The organism is Parafrankia sp. Ea1.12, from assembly GCF_900465275.1.
Taxonomy (GTDB): domain Bacteria; phylum Actinomycetota; class Actinomycetes; order Frankiales; family Frankiaceae; genus Parafrankia; species Parafrankia soli.
Genome location: NZ_UBIZ01000082.1, coordinates 1 through 11,921, shown reverse-complemented (window position 1 = coordinate 11,921; position 11,921 = coordinate 1). Strand labels below are relative to the sequence as shown.

The window sequence follows — 11,921 nt, the reverse complement described above, 5'->3', positions numbered from 1 at the left end:
TGGCGGGTACATATCTGATCATGGATGTGATGGAGAGCAGCCTCGCTCTGCGGCTGGTCCCGGACGATCTGTGGGAGCTGGTGGAACCGCTGCTGCCCCGGTTCGAGACCCGCCACCAGGGTGGTGGGACCGCGCCGATAGAGGATCGGGCGGTGTTCACTGCGGTGGTCTACGTGCTGACGGCGGGGTGCGCCTGGCGGCATCTGCCTGCCGAGTTCGGGGTGTCGGTACCCACGGCGCACCGCCGGTTCCAGACCTGGACCCAGGCGGGGGTCTGGTTCCGGCTGCACCGGGCGGTCCTCGACGCCCACGGCGGGGCCGGGCAGGTCGACTGGTCGTCGGTGATCGTGGACGCGGCCAGTCTGCGGGCGAAAAGGGGGGATCTCTGACCGGTCCGAACCCGGTCGATCGTGGCAAAGCGGGTTCGAAGCTGCATGTTCTGACCGACGGGGCCGGGTTGCCGCTGGTTGTGGCGGTCTCGACGGCGAACCTGCATGACAGCCAGGTCCTCATCCCGCTGGTCGCGAGTATCCCGGCGATCCGTTCCCGGCATGGGCCACGGCGGCGCCGGCCGGACAAGCTGCGGGCAGACAAGGCCTACGACCAGCCGGAGCTGCGTCGTTTCCTGCGCAGGCGTCGTATCGCGGTACGTATCGCCCGGTGCGGGGTGGAGAGCACCGAACGTCTCGGCCGGCACAGGTGGAAGATCGAACGAACGATCGCGTGGCTTGACGGCTACCGCCGGCTGACCGTCCGCTACGAACGCAACGGCCGTAACTTCCTCGGATTCCTCTGCCTGGCCGCCGCGATCACCTGCTGGAAGAAACTCCCACACCCCACCTGAGACACGCTCTTAGGCTGCCCGTTCGTACTCGTTGATCAAGCCGTCGAGGACGGGTCGGCGCTTGATCCGTGTCGTCGTGACGTCGGCGATGGGGTGGTCGGGCCGTGGTGGCTGAAGGCCGCGGCCGCGGTGGGGTCGTCGTCCGTTGTAGTGGACGGTGTACTCGGTCAGGACGGTGCGCAGGTGCCGCTCGCCGACGATCAGCATCCGGTCGGTGACTTCCGTTCGGACCGTGCGGACGAACCGTTCCGCGTAGGCGTTCACCCGCAGAGTCCGGGGTGGGATCTCGACCGCGTCGATACCGGCATCCGCGAGGACCGCGTCGAAGGAGGCGGTGAACTGTCCGACGCGGTCGCGGATCAGGACCTGGAAGTCGGCCGTCCGGTCGCCGAGGTCCATGAGGAGGTTGCGGATCTGCCGGGTGGTCCATCGTCCGTCGGGGTTGGCGGTGACCCCGAGGATGTGCACGGTCCGGGAGCCGACCTCCAGGACGAAGAAGCAGTACAGACGCCGCAGCGTCACGGCGCAGTCGGCGTGGAAGAAGTCCACGGCCAGCATGGTCGATGCCTGCGTACGCAGGAACTGTCGCCACATCGTGTCGGTCTGGCGTTTCGGTGCCGGGGCAGCCCGAGGGACGTCAGGACTCGGCGGATCGTGGAGGCGCTGGCCCGGGGGCCGAGTGTGAGGAGCTCGCCCTGGATCCGCTGGTAGCCCCATGTCGTGTTCTCGGTCGCGAACCGTTCGATGAGGGTCGCGATCTCCGCGCTGACCGGTGGTCGTCCCGTCCGCTTGCGGGTGCGTCCATTTCCGTGTGATCAGACGACGGTGCCACCGCAGGACGGTGCCGGGGTGACCAGCCGGTGTGCTCGCAGCGTCTTTGGTAGGAGCTGGATCAGTGCGACAAGGAGCGCCCGGTCCGCCCAGTCCCACCGGGGCTTGGGCTGGGTACGGCGCAGCACCGCGACCTCGTGCCGCAGCACGAGCAGCTCGATGTTCTTGGACGCCGACGAACAGCCGAGGAGAACCAGCCACCCGCACACCCGCACGAAGATCAGATAGAGCAGCCTCACGGACATAGCCGACCATCATGCCGACAGCCGCACTGCCGCATCACCCCAGCTCACAGACCCAAGCCGACTTCTAGCACCCCACACGGCGAAGACGGCGTCGAAGGAAGCCGTGAATTTCGTGTCGCGGTCACGGATAAGGAACCGGAACCGGTGGCTGCGGTCCTCGATGTCCATCAGGAGGTTCCTGGCGCGCTGGGTGACCCACGCCACGGTCGGATGTCTCGTGACCCCGAGGACGTGAACGTGGCGGGTGGCGTGCTCGACGACGAAGAACACGTAGATCCGTTGGAGGAACACGGTGTCCACGGTGAAGAAATCTCAGGGCAGCAGGCCGGAGGCCTGGGCGGACAGGAATGTGCGCCAGGAGGCGCCGGCCCGACGGGGCACGGGATCGACACCGGCGCGGCCCAAGATCCGCCAGACGGTGGCGACCCCGGCCGGATAGCCCAGCCCGGCGAGTTCGCCTTGGATCCTGCGGTGGGGCCCCAGGTTGGGTTCTCCCGTGCGAGGCACAGGACCAGCTCGCGGATCTCCCAGCGGATTGGTGGCCGTCCGGGTGTCCTGCGCGGGTAGGTCCATTGGCGTGCGAGGAGATCACGGTGTCAGCGCAGCACGGTGGCCGGGGTGACGAAGAACGAATCCCAGCGGGCTCGGGGTAGCAGCCGGGACAGGGCTGTGAGGATTACCCGACCCGCCGGTTCCAGCGTCGGACGGTTCACCGGCCGTTGTGACACTGCCACCTGGTGTCGCAGGACGAGGAGCTCGACGTCCTTTGCGGTGTCCCCGCGGACCCGGAGCAGCATCAGTCCGAGAGCGTTGCGCGTCAGGGCGTAGAGCAGCGACCACACCATGACCATCCAGCCTGCCTGACGCGGGCCCCGTCCGACAGGCAGACGTGCAGGTCACTGCCCAAATCGGGGTTCTGGAGCCCCACAGGCGCGGACGTAATCGGGTGGAGATGACTTTCCCGCACCCCGGCACCGCCATGAGGACTGGACACCGGGCGGATGGCTACGGCTTGATCCACAGTTCCTCGGGCAGCAGGGAACCAAGACCGTACTGCACGAGGCCACCGACGTTCCTGCCCGAGATGGCACCGGGTCCCCCTCGTGCGACGAAGAACATCGGGGTCAGTTCGGTCAGGCGTTCCTGCACGGCGTTGTATGCCTTCTTGCGATCCTCCTCCGATGTCGCGGTCCGGCCGGACAGCAGGGCGTCATTGAGCGCCGGGTCGTCGATACCGGGCATGTTCGCAGGCGAGTCCCCACCGAAGACCGTCGACAACCGAGGCTCGGGGTCCCGGAAGAGCGCGGAGGTGATAATCGAGTCGAAGTCGTGGGTCGCGCGCAACTGCACGAACTCGGCGAGCTCGACGGTTCTGATCCGGACCTCGACGTTGTCGAAGCTGCCGAGCTGGGCCTGGATATTCTCCGCCAATGCCTTGTTCTCGCTACTGGGGGAGCTGGTGAATGTGAAGGATAACCGGTTTACCCTCGGCTGCCAACTCGTCGAAGAGCCGCTGGGCGGTCACCTTGTCCGTCTTCCGTAGTGGCGTCTGCGAGTAGAAAGGGGACGCTTTGGTGAACAACGTGTCAGCAAGCTGCGCTGTGCCGTTGTAGGCAGCGAGGTTCAGCGCGTCCATGTCGAGTGCTGTCGCGACCGCCTGACGCGCACGAATGTCGTTGAACGGTGGCCTGCGCATGTTCAGAGCCACGAGGATTCCGCCGCTGAGATGCATGACATCGGTCGGTAGACCGGCCCTGACAGCTTTGTCGAAGTTGATCCAGCTCGAGTCGATGGCAACGTCCGCACCTCCGGTGAGCAGCGTGTTGTAGCGCTGGTTGCCGTCGAGCGCCGAGTGGAGAGTGATGCGGTCGAGGTAGGGCTTGGGCGCGTCCCAGTAGCGCGGGTTCTTGACGAGCCGGATGTCGGCCTGACGAGTCCAGCTCTCGAGGGTGAACGGCCCCGCGCCGATCGGCTTCGCGTTGAAGGCCTCCTGGCCCCTCTTCAGGGACGCGGGCGAGGCGATCCAGTTCATCGAGGAGGCGAGGACGGACTGGGCGTACCTCGGAACGGGGGTGACCAGGTGGCCTTCAGCGTGACGTCGTCCGCTGCCTCGGACAACTGGATCATCGCCGCCTCCGACCGGTGGGCCGAGCCGACAGCCGGGTCCTTGGTCCGGTCCCAGTTGAACTTCACAGCTTCCGCGTTCAGCGGGGTGCCGTCGGAGAACACCAGCCCCGGTCGCAGTTTCAGGGTGAAGGTGGCGCCGTTGTCGGTCGTGGTGAACGACTCGGCCATCGAGTACTGGACCTCGTCTGCCTCATCGTTGGTCATCAGCGTCCCGTACAGGGCATTACCCAGGAGCGCACCGGAGGCATACGCGTTGCCCAGGATTGCCGGATCCAGGGTGCGCGGGTCACTCAGGGTGAGAATCCGTGCCTCGCCGCCCGCCACCGGCTCGTTTGAGGGCCCTGTGGACGCCGCGGTATCGCCGCCACCGCCGCCACAGGCACCCAGGAAGAGCGCCACGCAGCATGCGACGGCGGCGGATAATCGTGTCCTACGAATCATCTCGCATCCTTTCATCGGCGTCAGGATCGACAAAGAAAGGCGGGATTCCACCGGTGGTGGGATTTCTGGTTTCTGCGATGGTTTCTGGCTTTGGGTTCCGGCAGGAACGGCTGTGTGTGCGGTGCGGTAGTCGGCACATCCCAGGCGACGTCACGCGTTCAACCGCGGATCGCCCGGGTTTCCCGTGCCGGGTGACCTCATCTCGCCGCCGCGTCGAGCGGACCAGGCGATGACTCCCCGTCTGGAGCGGGCGGCACGTGGGGGAACAGCTCCTGGAAGGCGCCCTGGGTGATGCGGTGGCGGGTAGCGGGGTCGAGGTCGCCGACGAGCTCCTGGAGTGTCTTCTGGGTATGGCCGAAGGTGCCTTCGATGTGCGGGTAGTCGCTGCCCCAGCACACATTGCGCCAGCCCATGGCTGTCACGGCGGCGACGGCAGAGCGATCATGCTGGAAGGACGCGTAGACGTTCTCGTACAGGTACTCGCTGGGGAGCCGACGCAGACGGGGGCGGACGGCCGACGCGTGCTGCCGGTACGCCTCGTCGAGCCGGTCGGCGACGAACGGCCCCCAGGTCGCTCCGCCCTCGGACACGATTGCACGCAAGGACGGGTGCCGGTCGAACACGCCGCCGGCGATCAGTTTGGCCACCGCCCGCTGGCCGCCATAGGTCGTCTCCAGGTAGTTGAGGAGCGCCCCGCCGGGACCGCGGTAGTAGGTGCCGTTACGGCTGGACGCCTCATGGGGCTCGCTGCCGATGTGGAACGCGACCACAAGACCCGTCTCCGCGAGGGCGGTCCACAGCGGCTCCCACGACTCACGATGCCAGTCGTCCCCGTCGATGAGTGGCACGACCGGCAGGGAGGCGGCATGGAAGCCGAGATTCGCGGCCCGCGTGACCTCGGCGACGGCGGTGGAGACGGTGAGGAAGGGGATCGTCGCCGCGCTGACGTAGCGGGGTGAGAACCGCTGGTACTCAATGGCCCAGTCGTTGATTGCTCGGGCGCCGGCCGCGAGCAGCTCCGGGTCACGGATCGATGAGGTCCACATCCCCAGAGAGGGGTAGATGAGCTCGGCCCAGATGCCTTCGGAGTCCAGGTCGAGCAGGCGCATCTTCCTGTCGTTCGCGCCGGGCGCCCGGTCGGGGACGGTGAGGCCGTTCTCGTCGGTGAGTTTCCTGCCGGGCCGGGGCAGGCGACGGCGGAACTCCTGTCCGTCGACGTGGATCGTCTCCCAGCCGCCATCGAGGTCCTTGACACTGCGCGGCATGCGTTCTGCGAGGGACCGGGACAAGCTCCTGTCGAAAAGATCGTCCGGCTCGACGAGGTGCGAGTCACCCGAATTGGCCCAGAGCTTCTCCATCGCGCAATACCTCCTCGTAGGCAGCGGGCCAATCCCTGCCGCCTGATTCCGTGGTCACCAGGTCGTTTACATGTCCGGCTCGTTCATGCACTGCGCCAGGGTCCACACATCGCCGAGCGGGCGGCCAGGGGAGTCGGCAAGCCGGCGCGCGAGATCGGGCACGAAGATGAACTCGAAATCCGCCTGTGCGGCGAAGTGCTCGTCAACGCGGGTGTCGCCGATGTGTACGAACCTTTGGCAGTCGAAGGATGTCCGGACCCTCAGGAGCTCGTGCTTGCGGCTGACGAAGTCAGGGGTAATCCCGGCGCGTGCCCACATCGCCAACTGCTCGCCGGGGGTACGGTCGGAGCAACTCCCGATCACACAGGCCTGCGTTTGTGCCCACTGGACGAAGGTCATCGGGACCGGTCCGGAGGGGTCGCCCGTCTCAAGGGTGCCGTCAATGTCGAAGCTGACGAGCGTGCGCGCCTTCATCTCGGCGCTCAGTCGGTGCGCAACATGACCGACGCCGGGTCATGGAAAAAGCTGCTGCCGGGGCAGACCAGCGCCGTCCGAGCGTCAGGAACCTGGCGCTCCCCTTCGGCGCCGCGCAACTGTCGTACCGCCTCGGTGTAGAAGTTGAAGCCCCCGGCACGTCCTTGCGAAAGCCCACCCCCATTGGTTGTGAGGAGCGTGTGTCCGCCCAGGCGAAGGATGTTCGCCTCGGCGTCCCAGGATGACGCCAGCAGGTCGCCGGCCTCGCCCGGCTTGCAGAACCCGGCTGCCTCGATGCACCCGACGGTGTCGATGGTGTAGCCGTCGTAAGGGAAAAAGAGGTCGAGGTCGTCGATGGTCACGTCGCTGCGCTCCCACAGGCCGGCCAGGGAGATCCACAGCGAGTTATCGGTCCAGCCCAGGCTGTTGTCGTAGTACTCCCCGACCCGTGAACCGCCCAGCGACATGGCGTGGATGTACACCGGCTTGTGGCGCAGATCCATTGCCCGTTCGGCGGTCGTGATGATCAGAGCTTCCGCGCAGTCGACGGGCACGTCCATGTCGAGCATCTGCATGGGTTCCCAGATGACGCGGGAGGCGTGGTAATCCTCCATCGTGATCGGGGTGCGCATGGCCGCCCTGGGGTTTCTTGTCGCGTGGGTGCGGTTGTTCACCGCGATGCGGGCGAAGGCGTCCTTCGTCGCTTTGTAGTCGTGCATGTAGCGCGCCATCCAGGCGGCGTACGGCTCGCCGGAGTGGATCCAGCGGCGGGCGAAGTCGCTCTGGCCCGTGAGCACCTGGCCCGCCATCCGCTGCTGTGCCGCCCGCAGACGGAACGGGTCGTTCGCGGCGGACCGTGACATCCCGGGGCCGCGGGTATACGCCTGCACCACCAGGACCGTGTCGCACAGGCCGGAGAACACCGCTTCCGCCGCATACACGAAGCATGATCCGAGCCACCCGTTCTTCTGCCAGGTGGTCTTCTCGATTCCGAGCGCGCCCTGCAGCGTCAGGAACCCGGATCCTCCCATGGCCAGCGGATCCATGCCCGTGCCGCAGACACCGTCGATCTCCTGCCGGTCGATGCCGGCGTCCTCGATGGCGCCGACGGCAGCCTCAAGGGCGAGCGACAGCTCGGTGCGCTTCAGATCGCGGCCGTAAGGTGTCGACCCGACACCCACCACGGCCAGGCTGTCCTTCAGCGGGTTGCGCGCCATGTCCCTTTCACCTTCCGCTCTGGATCGGGCCCGCCGGTTCGAACGCTGGCGAGGCGAGCCCGCCGCGATCCACCCACGTCAGGCGCACGGGCATGTCGAGCCGGATCGCCTCGCGTGGGCAGTTCACGATCGGAGCCAGGTAACGCAGCCCCGACTGCTCGACAAGCTCCACGGCGGCGGCCGGCACCGGCTCCGGCAGCATGGCGTCCGGGTCCCGCTCCTGGTGGATCAGGGTGCACAGGAACACGAAGCCCTCGCCCCTCACCTCGGTGGGCACGATGTCCCACGACCAGCACTCCGGGCACAGCGGGCGGTGCGGGTACACCCAGTAGCCGCAGGACGAGCAACGATTGATCAGCAGCCGCTGCTGGAGCAGCCCGCGGTAATGCTCGATGTTGTCGCGGTCGATCGGCACCGCGGGGAACGCGGCGAAGACATCCGCGTCGGTCACACCGGTCACGCCGTCACCTCTTCCTTGGCCCGTCCGGCCAGGCCGACCCGGTCGAGCTTGCCGTTGGCCAACCGCGGGAGTTCGTCGAGAAACACGATGTCCCTGGGAACTTTGAACCGGGCGAGACGCGTCTTGAGCCACGAGTGCAAGATGTCGGCGTCGAGGCAGTGGCCGGGGCGCACGACGACGTAAGCCCGCACCACCTCGCCCCTGCGCCGGTCGGGTACGCCGACTACTCCGCAGTAGGCCACCGCGTCGTGGCTGGCGACGACCTTCTCGACCTCCTCGACCGAGACGTTCTCACCGCCGACCTTCAGCATCAGCTTCAGTCGACCCGCATAGGTGATGTAGCCGTCGGCGTCCATGGAGACGAGGTCCTCGCTGTGCAGCCAGCCGTCGGCATCGAGAACCCGGGCGTTCTCCTCGGGCTTGTTCCAGTAGCCTCGCATGACGTTGCCGCGTACCCATGCCTCACCGACAGCCCCAGGTGGGACGTCGAGGCCGGTCGCGGGGTCGACGACGCGGACCTCGTTACCCGGCAGCGGGCGGCCACCCGTCGTGCGCCGCTTGTCGGGCGGATCGTCCGGAGCCGTCATCGACGCCGGCCCGTACGTCTCGGTCAGTCCGAAGGGGACGAACATGAACGTGACGTTGGGCAGAGCCCGACGCGCGTCCTCGTTCGGAACGTGGGCGATCCGGACCGACGAAAGGTCGCGTCCGTCCTCGATCGCGGCCCGCACAACCTCCGCAGGAAGTACCCCGAACATCACGGTGGCCCGCTCGGACTCGATCAGTTCCGCGCCGAGGTGGGCGTTGAACGCCTCGGTGAAGACGAGCGTGCCGCCGTTGACCAGCATCGTCATAAGGCCATAGATACTGCCGCCGGCGTGGAAGAACGGCATCATGCTGAAGAACACGTCGGAACCGTCGATCCCGACGCGCCGGGAGTGCAGCGCCGCGTTGGCGACGATGCCGCCTTGTTCGAGCATCACGCCCTTCGGGAACCCGGTGCTGCCGGACGTGTACTTCACCATTGCGAGGTCGCTGCCCAGTACCTGCCGCTCCATGCGATCAGCGAGTGCCCGGGCCTGCGCAACCTTCGGATCGCGCCCGAGCGTCTCCAGTTCCGTGAGGTCGTAGGCCCAATCGTGGTGACCCCCGTCACGATGGAAGATCACAACATTGCGCAGGTCCGGAGCCTTGGCGCTGAGCAGATGCCCGGGCCTGTCCACGGTCGCCGCCTCCGGGCAGATCTCGGTGAGCATCGCGGGCATGCACAAGGTCCGGAAGCCATCGAGCAGGATCACGTGACGGGCACCGGACTGGGTGATGATGTAGGAGATCTCGGCCGGCTTCAGAAAGGTGTTGACGGGCACCGTCGCCGCACCAAGCCGCATGCAGGCGAAATGCGAGACGATCCACTCCGGCGTGTTCGTCAGCCACAACACGACACGGTCCCCGCGCCGGACACCGATGCTGGCCAGGCCGACGGACAGCGCCCGCACCCGCTCGACCAACGTGCTGTACGTCAGCCGTCGGACCTTCCCGTCGTCGGCGGCGGCGACCAGCGCAGCGTGATCCGGGACCCGTTCCGCCGACGCGACGAGCGTCTGCCACACGGTCCGCGTCCGGAGCTCGGCCAGTCCTTCGGCTAAGTCGGCTAAGTCCGCCGCCGGGCACTCGTTCACCGGGCCGCCCTCGCCGCCACCCGCCACGCCGCCGTCGGCTGTCCGATCCGGTGCGGATACCCGGGCGAGAACGGTGGCCAGCCCGCCGTCGCCGTCACGCCGATCGGCGCGAGTCGCTCATCGTGCAGCATCCAGGTTTCTGCCGTGCCCCGCGGCGCCGCTTGCGGCACCTTCGCTCGGTACTTCGCTGGTACCCGAGCGGTCCAGATGTCCGACGGCTCGGCGGTAAGGCTGTCCACATTTGCACTCAGTTCCGGCGTGAGCGTCATCTTTGTCCTCCTGGGTCCACCGGCGGTGCCCTCTCAATTCATCATCGGTGGGCGGCACCGTGGGGTCTTTGTGTATTCGGTCAATTCCTTCCCGTAGCAGCCAATGTCCAGCCACCGGGACCGGCCCCGGAAATACTGATCGAGACGGGGTCCCGCCGTCGCTGTCCCGTCACACGCTCTTGTAGACGACGCCTGGACCGGCCCGCAGAACACGCAGCAGGGTCGGAACAACCTCCGGCATGACGTCCGGTCGGGAATCGGTCGCAGTACTCGAGTACTTCTTCGGCGTAAGGCTCGAACGTGTCCGCGTCCGGCGGAAAATACCTCAGGTGTCGGCGATTCGATGAAGGATCTCGGCCAGCGCGGCCGGCTGACTGATCATGCACATGTGTCCGGCGTCCAGGTCGATCACTGGGTTGGCGTTGACGCGGGCGGCGAAGCGTGTCTGCTTTTCGGGCGGGAGAATGGCGTCTCTGGTGGTGCGCACCCAGCTCCGGGGGATGGGTGGGCGTAGACCCGTCAGGTCGACCGGTTCGGTCGTGAGCCGCTCCGCTTCGGGAACCAAACGCTCGAGGCACCAGGCGAACCTGCCGTCGTCGAGGTCGTTGCCGAAGAACCGTTTCGCCCGCTCGGGATCCATCGTCAGCTGCCGCTCGGCCACGGACTTCTTGACGTGCGCCCTGACGTGCGATTGTAGTTCGTGCATGGTGCCGGTCCCGGACGCAGGCACCATCGCGGCGAGGAAGACGACATGGCGGACGCGGTCCCCGAGCCGGGCCACAGCTCGCGGTAGCGAGCACCCGGCGAGAGAGTGACCGACGAGCACGAATTCGTCGAGATCGGCCGCGTCGACGTCCTCGACAATGGCATCCGCACAGTCGGCAAAGGTCACCGACTCCAGGGGCGCCGGACGCCGCCCTCGTCCGGGTAGGTCGACGGCGACCACCGGCATGGCCAGCCAGGGCAGTAGAAGATCCCAGCAGCGGCTGTCAAAGCCGCCACCGTGCACAAGGACCAGCGGAGTCGTCATCAGCCCGGCCCCTCTGGAGAATGGCCTCCAGCCACTCGGCGCACTCCCGTCGTTGCACCTGCGGGCGTCGATGCCGGCGAAGCGGGGGTCGCCCGCCGTGGCGGGTTCGTCGACGGGGTGGGTGGCTCGATCACGTGGTCGTGCAGGCCAGTGAGGATCAGATCGTCCTTGTTCATGCCGCCTCCCTGCCGCCGCCGGGCCCGTGACCCGACGTCCACCCGCCGACAGCCTGGGCCCCGGGTTCCAGCACCGGGAGCCAGGGTCGCCGACCGGTGTAGGTGCGGGCGAAAGCCCCGCCCGCCGAATCACCGGAGGTGTCCGTCGGCTCATCATCGGCGGCTGGGCGATAGCCGTCTTTGCGCGCTCGGCCAGGTGCTTGCTCTTTTCGGCCCGGGGATCCGGTCCCGCGCCGGCGGGAGCAGCTGCGCGGTCTGGATGCTGACGGGGTGGTTCGCCGCATCGCCTATCCCGAGGCGCCCACGCGCCGAGTAGGAGCACACCGAGGCGGGGCGTGGCCCTGACACCGGTACTCAATGCTCTCCGCGCTCTCCGCGGCTGGGCGGCCGACTCCTGCCCCAGCCGGTGAGCAGGGGAACGGGTAGTCGAGGGGACACTCTCGCCGCTGTGGGTAGGAAATTGACCGAAGGCGCAAAGACATCCACAGCCCGGTCGCCGATGATGAGTCGACAGGCACTGCCGGTGGATCCAGGAGGGCAAAGATGACGCCCGCACCGGAACTGATCATCCATGCGGACAGTCATCTGACCGAGCCGCCGGACGCAACGGCGGCGGGTTCAGTCGGGGACGTGTCAGGGGCTTAGAGCGTGTCTCAGGTGGGGTGTGGGAGTTTCTTCCAGCAGGTGATCGCGGCGGCCAGGCAGAGGAATCCGAGGAAGTTACGGCCGTTGCGTTCGTAGCGGACGGTCAGCCGGCGGTAGCCGTCAAG

The 11,921-nt window shown here is 67.1% G+C and carries 8 protein-coding genes and 3 pseudogenes; 1 reads left to right on the top strand and 10 read right to left on the bottom strand.

Annotated elements, in window-relative coordinates; genetic code table 11:
• The first annotated feature begins 29 nt into the window (after positions 1 to 29).
• A protein-coding gene (locus tag FMEAI12_RS01120; RefSeq protein ID WP_112104664.1) for an IS5 family transposase occupies positions 30 to 844 on the top strand; the annotation gives its coding sequence in 2 pieces (ribosomal slippage) (positions 30 to 377 and positions 380 to 844; 813 coding nt in all).
• A 9-nt stretch (positions 845 to 853) separates the two neighbouring features.
• Here FMEAI12_RS01120 and FMEAI12_RS01115 read toward each other — a convergent pair.
• From FMEAI12_RS01115 to FMEAI12_RS01065, 10 genes and pseudogenes are all read right to left on the bottom strand, one after another.
• Positions 854 to 1,920 (bottom strand): annotated as a pseudogene (locus FMEAI12_RS01115) (integrase core domain-containing protein).
• A gap of 78 nt (positions 1,921 to 1,998) precedes the next feature.
• Positions 1,999 to 2,807: pseudogene (locus FMEAI12_RS39630) on the bottom strand (integrase); the annotation flags it as partial.
• Between the two features lie 118 nt (positions 2,808 to 2,925).
• Positions 2,926 to 4,488, bottom strand: a pseudogene (locus FMEAI12_RS39625) (ABC transporter substrate-binding protein).
• Between the two features lie 197 nt (positions 4,489 to 4,685).
• Positions 4,686 to 5,846, bottom strand: a complete 1,161-nt coding sequence (locus FMEAI12_RS01095; RefSeq protein WP_112104662.1) for an amidohydrolase family protein — start codon at positions 5,844 to 5,846, stop codon at positions 4,686 to 4,688.
• 66 nt (positions 5,847 to 5,912) lie between these two features.
• Positions 5,913 to 6,320, bottom strand: a complete 408-nt coding sequence (locus tag FMEAI12_RS01090) for a hypothetical protein (RefSeq protein WP_112104661.1) — start codon at positions 6,318 to 6,320, stop codon at positions 5,913 to 5,915.
• 8 nt (positions 6,321 to 6,328) lie between these two features.
• The gene (locus FMEAI12_RS01085; RefSeq protein WP_112104660.1) at positions 6,329 to 7,537 is read right to left on the bottom strand and encodes a thiolase family protein; all 1,209 of its coding nucleotides are present in this window, start codon (positions 7,535 to 7,537) and stop codon (positions 6,329 to 6,331) included.
• A 7-nt stretch (positions 7,538 to 7,544) separates the two neighbouring features.
• A complete protein-coding gene (locus FMEAI12_RS01080) occupies positions 7,545 to 7,997 on the bottom strand; it encodes a Zn-ribbon domain-containing OB-fold protein (protein WP_112104659.1) in 453 nt (150 codons plus the stop codon).
• On the bottom strand, positions 7,994 to 9,676 hold the full coding sequence (locus FMEAI12_RS01075) for a class I adenylate-forming enzyme family protein (protein ID WP_112104663.1): 1,683 nt from the start codon (positions 9,674 to 9,676) through the stop codon (positions 7,994 to 7,996). Before FMEAI12_RS01075 ends, FMEAI12_RS01080 begins: the two co-directional genes overlap by 4 nt.
• Entirely contained in the window at positions 9,673 to 9,945 is a 273-nt protein-coding gene (locus FMEAI12_RS01070; protein ID WP_131626736.1) for a hypothetical protein, read from the bottom strand. Before FMEAI12_RS01070 ends, FMEAI12_RS01075 begins: the two co-directional genes overlap by 4 nt.
• 325 nt (positions 9,946 to 10,270) lie before the next feature.
• Complete coding sequence (locus FMEAI12_RS01065; protein WP_071067035.1) at positions 10,271 to 10,975, bottom strand: alpha/beta fold hydrolase; 705 nt, start codon at positions 10,973 to 10,975, stop codon at positions 10,271 to 10,273.
• Between the last annotated feature and the right edge of the window lie 946 nt (positions 10,976 to 11,921).

Coding starts and splice junctions, on each gene's coding strand:
- FMEAI12_RS01095 (WP_112104662.1), bottom strand. CDS start 5,846: ATGGAGAAGCTCTGGGCCAATTCGGGTGACTCGCACCTCGTCGAGCCG.
- FMEAI12_RS01090 (WP_112104661.1), bottom strand. CDS start 6,320: ATGAAGGCGCGCACGCTCGTCAGCTTCGACATTGACGGCACCCTTGAG.
- FMEAI12_RS01085 (WP_112104660.1), bottom strand. CDS start 7,537: ATGGCGCGCAACCCGCTGAAGGACAGCCTGGCCGTGGTGGGTGTCGGG.
- FMEAI12_RS01070 (WP_131626736.1), bottom strand. CDS start 9,945: ATGACGCTCACGCCGGAACTGAGTGCAAATGTGGACAGCCTTACCGCC.
- FMEAI12_RS01065 (WP_071067035.1), bottom strand. CDS start 10,975: ATGACGACTCCGCTGGTCCTTGTGCACGGTGGCGGCTTTGACAGCCGC.